This is a genomic window from Xanthomonas nasturtii (genome assembly GCF_023337365.3).
Taxonomy (GTDB): Bacteria; Pseudomonadota; Gammaproteobacteria; order Xanthomonadales; family Xanthomonadaceae; genus Xanthomonas; species Xanthomonas nasturtii.
Genome location: NZ_CP142084.2, coordinates 3,713,145 through 3,731,008, shown reverse-complemented (window position 1 = coordinate 3,731,008; position 17,864 = coordinate 3,713,145). Strand labels below are relative to the sequence as shown.

Annotated in this window: 15 protein-coding genes; 13 read left to right on the top strand and 2 right to left on the bottom strand. The window is 64.8% G+C overall.

Going from position 1 to position 17,864, the window contains the following annotated elements:
* Nucleotides 1–9 precede the first annotated feature (9 nt).
* Together M3O59_RS16200 and M3O59_RS16195 are read left to right on the top strand one after the other, a co-directional pair.
* Entirely contained in the window at nt 10–252 is a 243-nt protein-coding gene (locus tag M3O59_RS16200) for a type B 50S ribosomal protein L31 (protein ID WP_116905239.1), read from the top strand.
* 229 nt (nt 253–481) lie between these two features.
* Entirely contained in the window at nt 482–1,771 is a 1,290-nt protein-coding gene (locus M3O59_RS16195; protein ID WP_116905238.1) for a citrate synthase, read from the top strand.
* A gap of 267 nt (nt 1,772–2,038) precedes the next feature.
* Here the strand turns inward: M3O59_RS16195 and M3O59_RS16190 are convergent, their stop codons facing one another.
* Together M3O59_RS16190 and M3O59_RS16185 are read right to left on the bottom strand one after the other, a co-directional pair.
* Nucleotides 2,039–2,689, bottom strand: coding sequence for a hypothetical protein (locus M3O59_RS16190; protein WP_064629454.1), 651 nt, complete (start codon nt 2,687–2,689; stop codon nt 2,039–2,041).
* Nucleotides 2,690–2,887: 198 nt separating this feature from the next.
* A complete protein-coding gene (locus M3O59_RS16185) occupies nt 2,888–5,314 on the bottom strand; it encodes a penicillin-binding protein 1A (protein ID WP_283161265.1) in 2,427 nt (808 codons plus the stop codon).
* 214 nt (nt 5,315–5,528) lie between these two features.
* Between M3O59_RS16185 and M3O59_RS16180 the strand changes: the two genes are divergently transcribed.
* The 11 genes from M3O59_RS16180 (at nt 5,529) to M3O59_RS16130 (ending at nt 17,632) form a co-directional block, all read left to right on the top strand.
* On the top strand, nt 5,529–6,587 hold the full coding sequence (locus tag M3O59_RS16180; RefSeq protein ID WP_064629449.1) for a pilus assembly protein PilM: 1,059 nt from the start codon (nt 5,529–5,531) through the stop codon (nt 6,585–6,587).
* A complete protein-coding gene (locus M3O59_RS16175; RefSeq protein ID WP_064629447.1) occupies nt 6,587–7,351 on the top strand; it encodes a PilN domain-containing protein in 765 nt (254 codons plus the stop codon). Before M3O59_RS16180 ends, M3O59_RS16175 begins: the two co-directional genes overlap by 1 nt.
* The gene (locus M3O59_RS16170; RefSeq protein WP_006451354.1) at nt 7,348–8,013 is read left to right on the top strand and encodes a type IV pilus inner membrane component PilO; all 666 of its coding nucleotides are present in this window, start codon (nt 7,348–7,350) and stop codon (nt 8,011–8,013) included. The genes M3O59_RS16175 and M3O59_RS16170 overlap by 4 nt, the downstream gene beginning before the upstream one ends.
* Nucleotides 8,010–8,543: a pilus assembly protein PilP gene (locus M3O59_RS16165; RefSeq protein ID WP_047695636.1), complete on the top strand. Its 534-nt coding sequence runs from the start codon at nt 8,010–8,012 to the stop codon at nt 8,541–8,543. The genes M3O59_RS16170 and M3O59_RS16165 overlap by 4 nt, the downstream gene beginning before the upstream one ends.
* 19 nt (nt 8,544–8,562) lie before the next feature.
* Entirely contained in the window at nt 8,563–10,443 is a 1,881-nt protein-coding gene (locus tag M3O59_RS16160; protein WP_116905236.1) for a type IV pilus secretin PilQ, read from the top strand.
* A 156-nt stretch (nt 10,444–10,599) separates the two neighbouring features.
* Nucleotides 10,600–11,619: an AAA family ATPase gene (locus tag M3O59_RS16155; RefSeq protein ID WP_064629444.1), complete on the top strand. Its 1,020-nt coding sequence runs from the start codon at nt 10,600–10,602 to the stop codon at nt 11,617–11,619.
* Nucleotides 11,620–11,639: 20 nt separating this feature from the next.
* Entirely contained in the window at nt 11,640–12,602 is a 963-nt protein-coding gene (locus M3O59_RS16150; protein ID WP_147308447.1) for a DUF58 domain-containing protein, read from the top strand.
* 2 nt (nt 12,603–12,604) lie between these two features.
* The gene (locus tag M3O59_RS16145) at nt 12,605–13,066 is read left to right on the top strand and encodes a DUF4381 domain-containing protein (RefSeq protein WP_116905234.1); all 462 of its coding nucleotides are present in this window, start codon (nt 12,605–12,607) and stop codon (nt 13,064–13,066) included.
* Entirely contained in the window at nt 13,063–14,070 is a 1,008-nt protein-coding gene (locus M3O59_RS16140; RefSeq protein ID WP_116905233.1) for a vWA domain-containing protein, read from the top strand. Before M3O59_RS16145 ends, M3O59_RS16140 begins: the two co-directional genes overlap by 4 nt.
* Nucleotides 14,067–15,884 (top strand): VWA domain-containing protein, encoded by a 1,818-nt coding sequence (locus M3O59_RS16135; RefSeq protein WP_116905232.1) that lies wholly within the window; start codon nt 14,067–14,069, stop codon nt 15,882–15,884. Before M3O59_RS16140 ends, M3O59_RS16135 begins: the two co-directional genes overlap by 4 nt.
* Nucleotides 15,881–17,632: a BatD family protein gene (locus M3O59_RS16130; RefSeq protein WP_116905231.1), complete on the top strand. Its 1,752-nt coding sequence runs from the start codon at nt 15,881–15,883 to the stop codon at nt 17,630–17,632. Before M3O59_RS16135 ends, M3O59_RS16130 begins: the two co-directional genes overlap by 4 nt.
* Nucleotides 17,633–17,864: the final 232 nt, after the last annotated feature.

The window sequence follows — 17,864 nt, the reverse complement described above, 5'->3', positions numbered from 1 at the left end:
GCCAAGTCCATGAAAGATAACGTGCATCCCACTTACAAAGACGTCGTCTTTCACGACGTGACGTCCGACTTCAAGATCCTGACCCGTTCCACCATGGGCTCGAAAGAGACCGTGAAGTGGGACGACGGCCAGGAATATCCGCTGATCAAGGTGGAAATTTCTTCGGCGTCGCACCCGTTCTATACCGGCAAGCACAAGGTGATCGACACCGGCGGCCGTATCGACAAGTTCCAGAAGCGCTACGCGCGCTGAACTTGCAGGACGGGCTGTACCGGCAACGGCCGCGCACTGCGCGGCCGTTGTTTTTTAGGTCGCCCGCGTTTCATGTGCGTGTCCCTGGCCAATGCATCTACGACTTCTGTCCAAGCGACGGCCAAAATGCTGCTGTGCGATAATGACGTGATCCGAGGCGACGCCTTGGACTTCCATCACGTGCCTGCCCATGTGGGATCAGGCGCCTTCCACTGAAGGAGCGTACACAGTGTCCGATCTTGATCAGGTCACGCTCAACGCCGGCGACAAGTCGGTCGTTCTGCCGGTTCTCAAGCCCACGTTGGGTAACGATTGCGTCGATATCTCAAAGCTGACCAAAGAAACCGGTCTGTTCACCTACGACTCGGGCTTTACCGCCACCGCCAGCTGCAAGTCGGCCATCACCTACATCGATGGCGACAACGGCGTGTTGTTGTATCGCGGCTACCCGATCGAACAGCTCGCCGAGAAGTCCAGCTTCCTGGAAGTGTCGTACCTGCTGATGAACGGCGAACTGCCGACGGCGGACGAATTCAAGAAGTTCGACCACGAAGTGACGCATCACACGATGATGCACGAGTCGCTGAAGAACTTTCTCGGTGGGTTCCGTCACGACGCGCACCCGATGGCCATGCTGGCCGGCTCGGTCGCCTCGCTGTCGGCGTTCTACCACGACACCCTGGACCTCAACGATCCGGAACAGCGCCGTCAGGCCGCCATCCGTCTGATCGCCAAGGTGCCCACCCTGGCGGCTGCCGCGTACCGCTATTCGATCGGCTGGCCGATCCGCTACCCGCGCAACAACCTGAACTACGTCGACCGCTTCCTGCACATGATGTTCGAAGTGCCGAGCGAGCCGCTGGAGATCAACCCGGTCGTTGCCAAGGCGTTGGATCTGCTGTTTATCCTGCACGCCGACCACGAACAGAACGCCTCCACCTCGACGGTGCGCCTGGTCGGTTCGACCGGTGCCAACCCGTACGCCTCGGTCGCAGCGGGCATCACCGCACTGTGGGGCCCGGCACACGGCGGCGCCAACGAAGCCGTGCTGAAGATGCTCGAAGAGATCGGCACCGCCGATAACGTCGAGTCGGCCGTGGCCAAGGCCAAGGACAAGAACTCCTCGTTCCGTCTGATGGGCTTCGGTCACCGCGTCTACAAGAACTTCGACCCGCGCGCCAAGATCATCCGCGAGATGACCCACAAGGTGCTGGGCGAGCTGGGCGTCAACGACCCGTTGCTGGAAGTGGCGCTGAAGCTGGAAGAAGCCGCGCTGAAGGACGACTACTTCGTGCAGCGCAAGCTGTACCCGAACGTCGACTTCTATTCGGGCCTGATCTACAAGGCGCTGAATATCCCGGTGGAAATGTTCACCGTGATGTTTGCCATTGCACGCACCGCCGGCTGGGTGTCGCATTGGCTGGAGCAGCAGGTCGACCCGGAAATGAAGATCGGCCGTCCGCGCCAGATCTACACCGGCTACGACAAGCGCGACTACACCGACGCCGGCCACCGCTAAGCCTTTGCGGTTGTCTGCTTGAACGAACGCCCCGCATTGCGGGGCGTTTGCTTTTGGATGGCTGCAGGTTGCGGTCGGTCTGCAAGCCAAGCGCGATACTGCCGCGGTGTCGGTGTCGGTGTCGGTGTCGGCGGCGCTCATCGCGTCGGATGGGTGCAGTGGCGCTTACGCCCCTACAAACGATCGCTCTCGTCGCGACATCCTCGCATCGAAGAGCGCGTCTCCAGCTTGCCGCATTCGCAGGCTCGGCGCCGCAATGACCGCGGCTCAGCGTGGTAGCTGCAAGACGTCGGGGCCGTCCTCGTCGGCCAACAGCTGACGCAGCTGCGCGGCCGATGCGCGTGGCATCGGTTTTTCGTCCAGTTGCGACAATGGCGCCTGCCGCAGTGCGTCGTATGGCAGCACGGTCAGGTCGAAGGTCAGCTCTTCCGCGCTGAACAGCCACACTGGAAACTCGCCGGTGCGCTCGCGATCCAGGCGCAGGCGGCGCGTGCGCGACTCGGCCGGAATGCGGTGTTCTTCCAGAAAGCGCTGCACTGCATCGGCATCGTCGCTGTGCAGCTGCAACTGCACCGGCGCGTTGGCATCGGCGGTGCCATCCAGCACCGGGCCGGTCAGTCGCGGCTGGAACGGGCGGAGAAATTCCAGCGCCCGCAGCGCGGCTTCGCGACGTTGGCGTACACGCACGCCGTGTGCAGGTCCGGCGAACAGGCGTTGGTATTCGCGCAACGCGTCTTCGATCTCGCGGTTGCGCGGCAATGAGGCGTCGTCATGAATGCCGAGCCGGCTGGCCGCCTTGAGCTTGGCTTGATGAAAATCGCGGATGCCGCCCTCGGCCATCAGGCGTGCGGCTTCGTGCGCCAGGCGATGGCGACGTTCGCGGGTTCGTGTATCGGCGTGCTCGCGTGCGTGATGCATGACCGGGCTCCCCTATGAACCTGAGCTCGACTCTACAACAGCTGCATGAAGACATGGCGAATCCAGCGCGCCGTCCTGAAGCGCGATCGAGCGCGAGCGCTACGTCGATCATGCGTGCCGTGCGCCATCACACACCCCAGAAAAAAGGGGAACCGAACAGCCGCGCCGTCACGATTCCCCAATTCCGATTCCCTGCCGTCAGAAAATATCGAAGGCCTTTTCGTCCTGCTGTTCCTGCAGGCCGTAGTCGTAATCCTGCAAGCGGTCCAGATCTTCGTTCTTGACCCATTCGACCGCGCCGTTGATGGTGGCCTGGGTCATGCCATCGGGCGGGTCGTTGGCGGCGATCGGCTTGTCCTTGAGCGCCACGCGCATGTAGTCGATCCAGATCGGCAGCGCCGCCTTGCCGCCGTACTCGCGATAGCCGAGCGAGCGGAAATCGTCGCGGCCCACCCATACGGTAGTGGCGTAGGGGCCGCCGAAGCCGGAGAACCAGGCATCGCGGTGGTCGTTGGTGGAGCCGGTCTTGCCGCCGACGTCCTCGCGGCCGAGCACCTTGGCCGCGGTACCGGTGCCGCGCTGGACCACGTCGCGCATCATCGACACCAGCTGGTAGGCGGTGCGTTCGTCGATGGCGCGCGGTGCGATCTTGGTTTCGGCAGTGGCTACCGGGGCGGTCTCCGCCGGCGTGGCCGGCGTCGCGGTGGTCGGTTCGATCGATTTGGGCAGGGCGGGGGCGCCGAAGTTGAAGCCATCCACCACCTGGCTCACCGGCGCGACATTGCCGCCCTGCAAGGCGCAGGTACGGCAGGCCACCGCCGGCACTTCCTTGAAGACCACATTGCCGTCGCGGTCCTTGACCTCGTCCACGATCCAGGTCTCCACCCGCGAGCCGCCATTGGCGAACACGGCGTAGCCACGCGCCACCGACAGTGGTGTCAGCGAGGCGGTGCCCAGCGACATCGACAGGTTGGGCGGCAACTCGGCTTCCTGGAAGCCGAACTGACTGATGTATTTACGTGCAAAATCGACGCTGATCGCGTCCAGCAAGCGCACCGACACCAGGTTGCGCGATTGCACCAACGCCTCGCGCAGGCGCATCGGGCCGCGGAAGCCGCCGCCGTCGTTCTGCGGCGACCAGGTCTTGCCGCGGCGGTCGCGGAAGACCACCGGCGCATCCAGCACGATCGAGGCCGGGTTGAAGCCCTTTTCGAAGGCGGCTGCATACACGAACGGCTTGAAGCTCGAGCCCGGCTGGCGCCGCGCCTGGGTGGCGCGATTGAACTTGTTGCCGGCAAAGCTGAAACCGCCGACCAGCGCACGCAGCGCACCGCTGTTGGCATCCAGCGACACCAGCGCGGCCTGGCCGCGCGGCAGCTGGTCGATGATCCATTCGCCTTCCTTTTCGCCGGCGCGGATACGGGTCAGGTCGCCGCGCGTCAGCAACTTGGCCGGCGTCTTGTTGGTCCAGCGGCTGGCGCTGGCCGGCAGGGTCAGCTCGGTCTTGTCGCTCTGCACGACGGTCACCCCGCCATCGGGATTGGTGCGCGCCACGATCACCGCACGCAGGCCGCCCTGGGTAAATGCACCCGACAAATGCTTGGCCAGTGCCGGCGCATCCGCATCGGCGGCGACATCGAAATGCTGCTCTACGCCGTGCCAGCCATGGCGGTGGTCGTACAGGCGCAGACCTTCGGCCACGGCCGCATCGGCGCCGGTCTGCAGGGTGGCATCGATGGTGGTGGTGACGTGATAGCCCTTGTTGAGTACATCGCCGCCATACTTGGCGATCATTTCCTGGCGCACCAGCTCGGCCACGTAAGGCGCGTACACCTCGACCGGCGGCTCGTGCGGCTTGGCATGCATCGGCACCGCCTTGGCGGCGTCGGACTCGGCCTGGGTCACAAAGCCCAGGTCGGCCATGCGCTGCAGCACGTAGTAGTCGCGGCGTTCGCGTGCGCGCTCGGGGTTGCTGATCGGATTGCCGCTGGACGGGAACTTGGGGATGCCGGCCAGCGAGGCCATCTCGTCCAGGCTCAACTCGCTCATCTTCTTGCCGTAGTAGTACTCGGCGGCGGCACCGACGCCGTAGGCGCGGTTACCGAAGAAGCTCTTGTTGAGATACAGCTCGAAGATCTCGTCCTTGCTCAGCTCACTCTCGATCTTGCGCGCCAGCAGGATCTCGGCGAGCTTGCGGGTGTAGCTGTACTCGGAGCTGAGGAAGAACTGCCGCGCCACCTGCTGGGTGATGGTCGAGCCGCCCGGCACGCGCTTGGCGTCGGTACTGGCCAGCAGCCACACCGCGCGGGCGATGCCCTTGTAGTCCACGCCCCCGTGCTGGTAGAAGCGGGCGTCCTCGGTGGCCAGAAATGCCTGCTTCAGGCGCAGCGGCACGTCCTTCATCTGGATCGGGTAGCGCCGGGTCTCGCCATAGACGGCCATCAGGCGGCCATCGCTGGAATAGACGTACATCGGCTCCTGCAGTTCTACCTGCTTGAGCGACTGCACGTCCGGCAACTTCGAGGAAATGGCGTAATACAGGCCGCCGGCAGCAATAGCGCCAAGCAGTGCGAGCACAACGAGCGTGGCCAGGATCCAGCCCAGCCAACGGCGAATACGGGGCATGTAAGAGAGATTCCGATTGCAGATTTCTTGGTCACAGAGTATAGATGACGCCGAGTTTGGCTGGGGCCGAACTCTGGGGATCGCAGAAGACAGCACTGGGGTCACGTCGCCGGGTCATTGCCTGGAGCGTGAAGGGCTTGTCAACTGTTAAAATTTGATTATTAATACGAGGGCGCAGACATGCGTCCAAGTGCCCGTCGGCAGGGGAGTTACCGTGGGGCTTTTACCCAAGAGTCAGTCGCCACTGATTGGTGTCGACATTAGTTCTACTGCCGTGAAGCTCTTGCAGCTGTCGCGCAGCGGGAACCGTTTCCGCGTGGAACATTACGCAGTAGAACCGTTGCCGCCGAATGCGGTCGTGGAAAAGACCATCGTTGAAGTGGAGGCGGTGGGCGAAGCGATTCGTCGCGCCATCAACCGGTCCGGCAGCAAGGCCAAGAACGCGGCTGCGGCCGTGGCAGGGTCTGCGGTGATCACCAAGTTGATCCCGATGCCTGCCGATCTGGACGACAGCGATCTGGAGGCCCAGGTCGAACTTGAAGCCACCAATTACATCCCGTACCCCATCGAGGAAGTGAATCTCGATTTCGAGGTGCTCGGTCCGATGCCCAACAGCCCGGACATGGTGCAGGTGCTGCTGGCGGCCTCGCGCTCGGAGAATGTGGAACTGCGCCAGTCGGCGCTGGAACTCGGTGGTCTGACCGCCAAGGTGATGGACGTGGAGGCCTTCGCGGTCGAAAACGCCTTTGCCCTGGTTGCCAGCGAACTGCCGGTGGCCGCTGACGCAGTGGTGGCGCTGGTGGATATCGGCGCCACCATGACCACGCTGAGCGTGCTGCGTTCCGGTCGTAGCCTGTACAGCCGCGAACAGGTGTTCGGCGGCAAGCAGCTCACCGACGAAGTGATGCGTCGCTATGGCCTGACCTACGAAGAAGCCGGCCTGGCCAAGCGCCAGGGCGGGTTGCCGGAGAGCTACGAGGTCGAAGTGCTGGAGCCGTTCAAGGAAGCCACGGTGCAGCAGATCAGCCGTTTGCTGCAGTTCTTCTATGCGGGCAGCGAATTCAATCGCGTCGACTGCATCGTGCTGGCCGGCGGTTGCGCCGCGCTCTCGCGCCTGCCGGAGATGGTGGAAGAGCAGCTGGGCGTGACCACCGTGGTCGCCAACCCGCTCGCGCAAATGACGCTGGGCCCGAAGGTTCAGGCCCATGCGCTGGCACTGGATGCGCCTGCATTGATGATCGCCACCGGCCTGGCCCTGAGGAGCTTTGACTGATGGCAAGAATCAATCTATTGCCCTGGCGCGCCGAGCGCCGGAAGGCGCGCGAGCGTGAGTTCTATTCGATGCTCGGCTTCGCCGCGCTCGGTGGCGTGCTGTTGTCGGCGCTGATCTGGTTCTACTACGACGGGCAGATCAGCGGCCAGACCGAGCGCAATGCGTTCCTGACCACCGAGATCGATAAGGTCAAGGCGCAGAACGAAGAGATCAAGGAACTCGACAAGAAGAAGGATCGCCTGCTTGCGCGCAAGAAGGTGATCGAGGAGCTGCAGGCCAACCGCTCGCAGATGGTGCACCTGTTCGATTCGCTGGTGCGCACCATTCCCGATGGCGTGGCGCTGACCAACATCAAGCAGGATGGCGACATCCTGACGCTGGAAGGCCGCTCGCAATCCAATGCGCGCGTCAGTGCCTACATGCGCAACCTGGAAGGCTCGGGCTGGATGACCAATCCGGACCTGTCGATCATCGAGGCCAAGAGCCAGGACAAGGCCGGGCAGCCTGCCACCTCGTCGATGGACACCAAGACGCTGCCATACGTATTCACGCTGAAGGTCAAGCTGGCCAATCCGAACGAGGCCGACAAGAACGGCACCGCGCCCGCGGTGGTGGATCCGGCTGCGCCGGGTGCCGCTGCACCGGGCGCAACGCCGGCTGCTACCACGCCTGCTGCGCCTGCAACGCCGCCGAGCGCACCTGCGGCAGCACCGCAGCCAGCGCCGGCGCCCGCCAATCGGCCGCAGCAGGGGGCAGCGTCATGAGCAAGAAATCCTTCAAGCTCAGCGATCTGGATTTCAACAACATCGGCGGCTGGCCGCAGCAGGCACGCATCGTGTTCTGCGTGGTGGTTGGTCTGTTCATTCTGGTGCTGGCCTGGTTCCTGTTGATCAGCGGCAAGCGCGATGAACTCGAAGGCCTGGAAGGCACCGAAACGCAGCTGCGCACCGAGTTCGAGACCCAGCAGGGGCGCGCGGTGAATCTGGAGCCGCTCAAGCAGCAGCTCGCGCAGATGGAACAGGTGCTGCAGCAGATGTTGCGTCAGCTGCCCAGCAAGACCGAAATGCCGGATCTGATCATCGACATCTCGCAGACCGCGCTGTCCAGCGGCCTGTCCAACGAGCTGTTCCAGCCGGGACCGGAATCGCCCAAGGAGTTCTACGCCGAGAAGCCGATCGCCCTGCGCATGGTGGGCAGCTACCACCAGTTCGGCGCCTTCGTCAGCGGTGTGGCATCGCTGCCGCGCGTGGTGATCCTGACCATGCACGACATCAACCTCAAGCCCAAGGATCCCAAGGCCGGCATCACCCCGCGCGGTGCGCTGGAGCTGTCCGGCACGGTCAAGACCTATCGTTATCTGGACGATGAGGAAATGGCCGAGCAGGAGAAGGCTGCGGCCGACGCTGCGAAGAAGGGCGGCCAATGACCATGAAACTGCTCAAGATCCTGTCCTGCGTGGCGCTAATTGCAGTATTGCCGGCGTGCACGCGCGGTGTGACCAGCACCCCGGGCGATGCGCCGAATCTGGAAGCCTGGGTGGCCGAGGTGCGCGCGCGTCCTGCGCCGCCGCTGGAGCCGTTGCCGGTGATGCAGCAGTTCGAGACGTTCGAATATGCCGCGCAGGTGATGCGCGACCCGTTCAGCGATGCCTGGGTCACTGCCGAAGGTGGCAATGGCACACGTCCGGATCCGAACCGGCGCAAGGAACCGTTGGAAGCCTTTCCGCTCGACGCGCTCGACATGGTGGGGACCATTGGCGGCGGCTCGGGCCTGATCGCGCTGGTGATGGCGCCTGACAAGGTGACCTACCGGGTGCGGCCGGGTGTGTATCTGGGACAGAGCGATGGCCGGGTGACCGGGGTCTACGAAGACCGCATCGAGCTGATTGAACTTGTGCCGGACGGTGCGGGTGGATGGCTTGAACGGCCGGCAGCACTCGCATTGGATGATCAATAAAGTGATAGGGGATAGCACGATGACGTTTTCCAATGCCCAGCGGCTGCGTCCGGTTCGACGCCACGCGATCTTCCAGGCCTGCGCGTTGGGGTTCGCGCTGGCCCTGGCGAGCGGCGGCGCGTTCGCTGCGGCGGCGCTGACTCAGCCTGCGCAGGACCCGGCCAAGGCCGCTCCGGCGAGCCTGGCGGTGTCCAAGATCGATTTCAAACGCGGCCAAGACGGCGCTGGCCGTCTGATCCTGCAGTTCGACGGCCAGGGCGCGAGCCCGGACCTGCGCACGCAGGGCGACAACGTGGTGGTGGACATCAGCAACGCCAGGCTGCCGGCCGAGCTGCAACGCCCGCTCAATGTCACCGATTTCGCAACGCCGGTGCAGCGCGTGGAAGTGAAGCCGTCCGGCTCCGGTTCGCAGCTGGTGCTGTCGACCAAGGGCGCCTTCGACTCGCTGGCCTACCAGACCGGCAACGAATACGTGGTGGAAATCACCCCGCGCAAGGGCCAGCCGGCCGTTGGCGGCGTGAGTGCTGCAGCGGTCACGCAGGCCGCCGCGCAGATTGCGGCGCGCGGCTACGCCGGCCGCCCGGTGACGTTCAACTTCCAGGACGTGCCGGTGCGCACCGTGCTGCAGCTGATCGCCGAGGAATCCAACCTCAACATCGTCGCCTCCGACACCGTGCAGGGCAACGTCACGCTGCGCCTGATGAATGTGCCGTGGGACCAGGCGCTGGACATCGTGCTGCGTGCCAAGGGTCTGGACAAGCGCCGCGACGGCGGCGTGGTGTGGGTCGCCCCGCAACCGGAGCTGGCCAAGTTCGAGCAGGATAAAGAAGACGCGCGTATCGCGATCGAGAATCGCGAAGATCTGATCACCGATTACGTGCAGATCAATTACCACAATGCGGCGGTGATCTTTAAAGCGCTGACCGAGGCCAAGGGGATCGGCGGTGGTGGTGGCGGTCAGGGCGGACAAGGTGGTGCCGGTCAGCAAGATAATGGCTTTTTGTCACCACGCGGACGTTTGGTTGCTGATGAACGCACCAACACTTTGATGATCAGCGATATTCCCAAGAAGGTCGCGCAGATGCGCGAGCTGATCTCGCATATCGATCGCCCGGTGGATCAGGTGCTGATCGAAGGTCGCATCGTGATTGCGACCGATACATTCGCACGCGATCTGGGTGCCAAGTTCGGACTGGGTGGAACCCATACTTACGGTGACAATGTTGCAACGATCGGCAGTGGTGCAACCGGTGGCGGCGTTGCTGCAGGACGAGGACTTAACGTGAATCTGCCAACCGGCGCGTTCACCAGCGGCGCCACCGCCCCAAGCCTTGCATACACGCTCCTGGGTTCGAATTTCAATCTGGACCTTGAACTGTCTGCACTTCAGCAAGAAGGCCGCGGTGAGGTGATTTCCAATCCTCGCATCGTTACTTCCAATCAGCGCGAAGGTGTTATCAAGCAAGGTCGCGAAATCGGTTATGTGACCATTACCGGCGGTACCGCCGGTCAAGCAGCAACGCCTAACGTCCAGTTCAAGGAGGTGCTGCTGGAGCTGAAGGTGACGCCGACGATCACCAACGACAATCGCGTCTTTCTCAACATGAATGTCAAGAAGGACGAAGTTGATCAGCTGATCGAACTGCCGAACTACGGCACAGTGCCATCGATCAACCGCCGCGAAATCAACACGGCTGTGCTTGTGGACGATGGGCAGACGGTTGTGATCGGCGGCGTGTACGAATTCACTGATCGCGCAAGTGTCAACAAGGTTCCTTTCCTGGGCGACGTGCCGTTCCTCGGCAATCTGTTCAAGAGCCGGGGCCGTAGCAAGAGTAAGGCAGAGTTGCTGGTCTTCATTACACCGAAAGTGCTGCGCGTGGCTTCTGCCGTACGCTAATACGGCACCACATCGGTACTGCCGAAGGCCAGGCATGTCACGGGCATGCCTGGCCTTCCGCGTTTTGCATGCCAGTCAGCATGAACCCGGTCACTCACTGAACCTCTAGCCATCGCCAAGTGAACCAATCGCGTCCGGATCGGTCACACTGGACCTATGAACGCACCGCCACTGCTACCCCCCGAAGCCGTTGCCGCGCCCGCCGAGGACCGGCTGCATCGTCAATTCACCTCGCTGCGCGAGTCGCTGGCGCAGCGCATCGTTGGGCAGTCGGCATTAGTCGAACGGCTGCTGATCGCCTTGCTGGCCGATGGTCATCTGCTGGTGGAGGGCGCGCCGGGCTTGGCCAAGACCACCGCGATCCGCGCGCTGGCCTCGCGGCTGGAAGCAGATTTCGCGCGGGTGCAGTTCACCCCGGATCTGTTGCCGGCCGACTTGACCGGTACCGAGATTTGGCGGCCGCAGGACAGCCGTTTCGAGTTCATGCCCGGGCCGATCTTCCACCCGATTCTGCTGGCCGACGAGATCAATCGCGCACCGGCCAAGGTGCAGTCGGCGTTGCTGGAAGCGATGGGCGAACGGCAAGTGACTGTGGGTCGTCATACCTATGCGCTGCCGCAGTTGTTCCTGGTGATGGCAACGCAGAACCCGATCGAGCAGGAGGGTACGTTCCCGTTGCCCGAAGCGCAGCTGGATCGCTTTCTGATGCATGTGCGCATCGGCTATCCGCAGGCCGACGCCGAGGCGGAAATCCTGCGTCTGGCACGTGAGGCGGCCCGCGACACGCTGGAAAAGCACGAGACCGTGCCCGACAAGATTCCGCTGGAAGATGTCTTTGCCGCACGGCGCGTGGTGCTGGACGTGCATCTGGCGCCGCAGCTGGAACGCTATCTGATCGAAATCGTGCTCGCCTCGCGCGACGCCCAGCGTTACGACCCCGCCTTGGCGCGGCGGATTGCCTGGGGCGCAAGCCCGCGCGGTTCGATCGCGCTGGAGCGTTGTGCGCGTGCGCGTGCGTGGCTTGCCGGGCGCGACTACGTGACCCCGGACGATATTCGCGCCATTGCCCCGGACGTGCTGCGGCACCGCGTGCTGCCCAGCTACGAGGCCACGGCCGAAGGCTGGGATGGCGAACGCCTGGTTGCTGCATTGCTCGAAAAGATTCCGCTGCCCTGATCGGGTAGCGTCGCTGAGGTATGCCGCCCTCCCGCCAGACACCGATGTCTTCGATGCCGTTCTCGCCCCCTTCCACCACGCCGTCGCCTGTTGCCGGCGATGGTCTGCGCCCGACGCTTGCAGAGTTGATTGCGTTGCGCGGCACCGCGGCTCATCGCGGCCAACCCGGGCGCGGTCGGCATGGGTTGGTGGGGCCGGTGCCTGCGGCCACGCGCGGGCGCGGCATGGAATACGCCGAGTCGCGTGAGTACGTGGCCGGCGACGATGCACGGCATATCGACTGGCGCGTGACTGCACGTACCGGACGTGCGCACACAAAGTTGTTTCAGGCCGAGCGCGAGCGCTTGAGTCTGATCGTGGCCGACACCTCGCCTGCGCTCTTCTTCGGCACGCGGGTGCGCTACAAGTCGGTACAGGCGGCGCGCGCCGGCGCAGTGGCGGCATGGCTGGCGCAGCGCCAGGGCGACCGGATTGCGGCATTGCGCGGCACCGCCAGCGAGGCGCCGATTGCGCCGCGTTCCGGCCAGCGTGGCGTGTTGCCGGTGCTGGATGCATTGGCGCGTTGGTACGCGCAACCGCCCTCCGGCGATGCCGGGTTGGATGTGGCGCTGGATCATGCAGCGCGCCTGTTGCGCCCCGGCGCACGACTGACCGTGCTGGCCGATGCGCGCAGTGCCGATGGAATTTCTGCCACGCGCTGGTCGGGGCTGGCCTTGCATCACGAGGTGGTGGTGATCGTGCTGGTGGATCCACTGGAGCTGGCCCCGCCTGCGCGTGCACTGACCTTCGATGTGCGCGGCGAGCGGGTCGCCATCGATCTCTCCAGCCAGGCCGGACGCGCGCGCTGGCATGCCGAATTCGTCGCGCCGCTGGAGCGGCTGAGCACGCTGCTGCAGGCGCGTGGCGTGCGTTTGCACCGATTGTCGACCGACGATGCCAGCGATGCCTGGTTGGGCGGCAGCCCCGTCGTGCAGAGGCGCTGACGATGACGCCGCAATCGCTGCCGCTGCGTGATGTCCATCTGCCGTCGTCGCCGTCGTGGTGGCCGCTGGCGCCCGGCTGGTGGCTGGTGATCGCGGTCATTGTGCTGGTGCTGGGCAGCGCGTGGGTCTGGTGGTGGCGACGCCGTCAGCGGCAGCGCCGTTGGCTGGCTGCCTTCGATGCGCAATTGCAGAGTGCCGCCACGCCCGCGCAGCGTCTTGCGGCGGTGTCGATGCTGCTGCGGCGTGCGGCGCGCCGGGTCGATCCACAGGCCGACCGTTTGCAGGGCGATGCCTGGTTGCAGTTTCTGGATGGCCGCAAGAGCAAGGACCAGCTGTTTTCGCAGGGCCCTGGCCGTGCCGTGCTGGAAGGCGGCTTTCAACGCACCCCTGCAGTGAGCGATCTGCCTGCGGTGGAAGCGCTGGCGCGGCAGCGCTTCGTAGCGCTGATGCGGGGCCGGCGATGAACTGGCTGCAATGGTCGCAATGGCAGGACGCGCTGGCCCACTGCGCCTGGCCGTGGGCGTGGTGGTTGATGCCGTTGCCGTTGCTGATGTGGTTTTGGCCGCAACCTCGTGCCAATGCGGCCGCGCTACGCGTGCCGTATGCGGAGCAGCTGCAGGCGGTGGCGCAAGCGAAAAGCATGCCGGCGCTGCGGATGCCGCGGTGGCTGGCGTGGCTGGGCTGGTTCCTGTTGTGTGCGGCGCTTGCACGCCCGCAGCAGCTGGGCGAGGTGATCCAGCCACCGCGCGAGGCGCGCCAGATGATGCTGGCGGTGGATCTTTCGGGGAGCATGAGCGAGCCGGACATGGTGCTCGGCGGCAAGGTGGTGGATCGACTGACCGCTGCCAAAGCCGTGCTGTCGGATTTCCTGGATCGGCGCGATGGCGATCGCGTCGGCCTGCTGGTGTTCGGTCAACGCGCCTACGCGCTGACACCATTGACCGCCGATCTGACCTCCGTGCGCGATCAACTGGCCGATAGCGTGGTGGGCCTGGCCGGGCGCGAAACCGCGATTGGCGATGCGATCGCATTGTCGGTCAAGCGTCTGCGCGAACAAAAGCAGGGCGAACGCGTGGTGGTGTTGCTCACCGATGGCGTCAACACTGCCGGCGTGCTCAATCCGTTGAAAGCCGCCGAACTCGCCAAGGCCGAAGGCGTGCGCGTGCATACCATCGCGTTCGGCGGCAGCGGCGGCTATTCCTTGTTCGGCGTGCCGATTCCGGCCGGTGGCAACGACGATATCGATGAAGACGGGCTGCGCAAGATTGCCCAGCAGACCGGTGGGCGCTTCTTCCGTGCCCGCGATACCGAAGAACTGGCCGGCATCTATGCCGAGCTGGATCGGCTGGAACCGGTCAAGGGGCTTGGCCCGTCGGTGCAACCGCGCGTGGAGCGTTATTACTGGCCCTTGGGCGCGGCAATCGCGATTGCGTTGCTGGCCTATGTGCTGCCGCGGAGGTGGCGATGAATGCGCTGACCGAAGTGGCAGTGTCGCTGCAGTCGCTGCATTTGCTGCGCCCGACGCTGTTGTGGGCGTTGCTGGCGATCGTGCCGGCGGCGGCGCTGTGGCACTGGCGCCGACGCGATGCCGATGTCTGGCGGCAAAGCGTGGATGCGCACCTGCTGTCGACATTGCTGGTCTCCGGTGGTCGGCGCGGATGGCTGGGATTCGTGCTGGCCGCGCTGACCTACGCGCTGGCCGTGGTCGCCATGAGCGGGCCGAGTTGGCGCCAGACCGAGCGCCCGGTGTATCAATCCAGCATGCCGCTGGTGGTGGTGCTGGATCTGTCGTCCAGTGCCAACGCGACCGACCTGCCGCCATCGCGCCTGCTGCAGGCCCGTGCCAAGCTGGCGACGCTGCTGCGCAAACGTGCCGGTGGCGAAGTTGCATTGCTGGTCTATGCGGGTGAGAGCTTCACGGTTGCGCCATTGACAGAAGACAGCGCCAATGTGGCCTTGTTTCTGGATGCGCTGTCGCCGTCGGTCATGCCGGTCGACGGCAAGCGCGCGGACCGGGCCATCGATGCAGCCGTCCAGCTGCTGCAGCAAGCCGGTTTCAAGCAGGGCGAGATCCTGCTGGTCAGCGATAGTGCCGATCGTTCCGCCGAAAGCGCCGCACGGGTGGCGCGTTCGCGCGGATTCGCTGTCTCTGCGCTGGGCGTGGGCGGCGAGCGCGGCGCCGCGTATCGCACGGCCAGCGGCGAGATCATGCAGGCGAAGCTCGACGAAAGCAGCCTGCGCGACCTGGCCGGGCAGGGCGGTGGCCGGTATGCGCGCATCGCACCGGACGATGCGGATCTGCGCGCCTTGGGTGTGCTCGACCCGTCGCAACAGCCGCTGGCAGATGAAACCGCCGAGTCCGATGGTGGCAAGACCTGGCTCGACGAAGGCTATTGGCTGGTGATGCCGGTGATGCTGTTGGCTCTGCTGGCGTTTCGACGCCGCGCGGTGGTGGCGGTGCTGGCAATGGTCTGCGTGCTGCCGCTGGCGCAGCCCGCGCGCGCTGCGGAAGGCACCTTGTGGCAACGTGCCGACCAGGTGCAGCAACAGCGCCTGGATGCCGGCGTGCAGGCGTACCGCAAGGGCGATTTTGCGGCGGCGCAGAAGGCATTCGAAGCGGTGCCAACCGATGAGGGGCTGTACAACCTCGGCAACGCGCTGGCGCGACAAGGCCAATACGACGCGGCGATCGCAGCCTACGACCGTGCGCTCAAGCAACATCCGAATCAGCAAGATGCCATCGCCAACCGCGCGGCGGTCGATGCGGCGCGCAAGCGTCAGCAGCAGAACAATAAGGACGGCAAAGGCCAGTCCAAGGATCAGAAACAACCCGGCCAGGATGGGAAGGGGCAACAGCAGTCGGGCCAGAATCAGCAGGACACGCAATCCGGCCAGGATGGGCAGAAGCCGCAGGACGGCAAGCAGCAGCCCTCCGACGCGCAGACGCCGCAGGACGGCAAGTCGCAGGATGCGCAATCCAAAAACGGGCAAGGCGAGCAGAGCAAGCAGAGCTCGCCACCGCAGTCTGCCGACGCCAAGGCGCAGCAGCAGGCCGATGAGGCGCAGCGTCGCAAGATGCAACAGGCCATGGCGCAGGCGGGCGACAAGCAGACGGGCCAAGGCGGCGAGCAGGAGGCCGCCGCCGCAAGCGAGACGCCGGAACAGCGCGAGCAACGCCAGGCGGTGGATGCGTGGCTGCGGCGGGTGCCGGACGATCCGGGCAGCCTGCTACGCACCAAATTCAGGCTGGAATACGAACGCAGGCAACGGGACGGACGATGATCGGCAGACACCATTTGCGTCGCGCGGCGATCGGCATGCTGGCCAGCATGATGCTGTTGGTTGGCGCACCAGCCGGTGCGGTCACACGCGCACGGCTTGATCGCGATAGCGCCAGTGCTGGCGACGTGGTGATGTTGAACATCGAAACCGACCAACGCGGCGTCGATCCGGATTACACGCCGCTGCGCACCGATTTTTCGTTGGGCGCCAAGAGCGCCAATCAGCAGATGCAGGTGACCAACGGTTCGGTGACGGTGCGTGCCTTGTTCGGTGTGGTGCTGACGCCGCGCAAGAGTGGTGAACTGATCGTGCCGGCGATACGGGTGGGCAATGAGCGCACCGAACCCCTGCGCCTGCAGGTGGTTGGGGCGGCGAACGATGCCGCCAGCAATTCCAGCGGCGCTGCCGGCGGGCCGAGTGCGGCGCAGGGCAATGAAGAGGCTTTCGTCGAAACCCGGGTGGACGACCCCCAGCCTTACGTGCAGCAGAGCGTGGGCGTGGTGGTGCGGTTGTACTTCGCCAATCAGCTGGCATCGGGCGAGCTGGATCTTGAGGCTCCCGATGGTGCATCGATGCAGCGCGTCGGCGATGACGTCAGCTCGGTCAAGGTACTCAACGGGCGCCAGTACAACGTGGTGGAGCGGCGCTATCTGTTGGTGCCCGAACGTAGTGGGCGTCTGCTGCTGCCGCCGGCCCGTTTCAATGGGCGTTCGGTTGGCGGGTTCTTCGACGATTACTTCGGTCGCGGCAACGGAGAGCTGAGTGCGCGCAGCGCCAGCATTCCGCTGCAGGTACGCGCGCAGCCGGCCAACGCACCACAGCCCTGGCTGCCGCTGCGCAGCCTGCAGTTGCGCTACACGACCACGCCGCAGCGGGCCACCGCCGGTGAGGCGGCGCAACTCGTGGTGGAAGCCAGTGCGCGCGGTGCCACGCAGGCGCAGTTCCCCGAATTGCCCACGCCAAGCGTGCCAGACGCACAGGTGTTCGCCGAGCCGGCGCAGTTCGAAGAACGCTTCGTGGACGGCTCGCCGCAACTGCGGTTGACCCGGCGCTATTCGATCGTGCCCAACCGCGCCGGTCCCTTGGTAGTCCCCGGTCTGCAGGTGGCGTGGTGGGATGTGGCCGCAGCGGCGGCCAAGACTGCGACGTTGCCGGATCTGACATTGGATGTTGCAGCCGGCAGCGGGGCCTTTGCCGCGCCACCGCCAGCACCGGCGCCAACGGGTCGTCCGGCAATCAACGACGCGGCGCCTGCGCCAACAGCCGGTACGCTGACGTTGCAGCAGCAGTCCGCTGCTATGCAACGGCCGTGGGGATGGATTGCCGCGGCGACCGGCTTCGCACTGTTGTGGGTCGTGACGTTGGTATGGGCGTTGCGACGTCGGCGCGGCATGCCAAACAGTGTTGACGGCACAAGCGTTGGCGCCACGCCCATGCCCGGCAAGCGTGCAACCCATGGCGTGGCCGAGCTGCGACGCGCGTTGGACACCGGCGGAATGGACGATGTGGCAGTCGTGCTCTGTGGCATGGCCGGTGTTGCCGATATCGACGCGGTGTTGGCGGCGTTGGCAGACCCGGCGCAGCGGGCAGCCGTGGCGCGCATGCAACGCGCGCGCTGGGGCGGCGACGGCGATGTGGCCGGCGCGCGCGCAGCCTTGCGGGAAGCGTTCGCCAAGGGCCCCCGCTGGCAACATGCAAGCGCAGCAGAACCCGAAGTGCTGGCGCCGCTGTATCCGCCGGTGTCTTGATCGGCTGCGATGAATCGACGTCGATCGATGGCGACGATGGTTATCACCTTTACGTCGCAGTGGTTTTTTGAGCTCCATGCGCCTGGTTTGAAAACCGTGTCGCCGAGAAAAAAGTTACTGCTGCGAGTCTGCTGCATGGCCCTTGCCCGCCCACCATCGCAGGACACGCCGTGAATCCGTCCCTGGAGGCTCTGGCGCGGCATCCATGCCGCTCAAGGTCCCGCGACGGTGG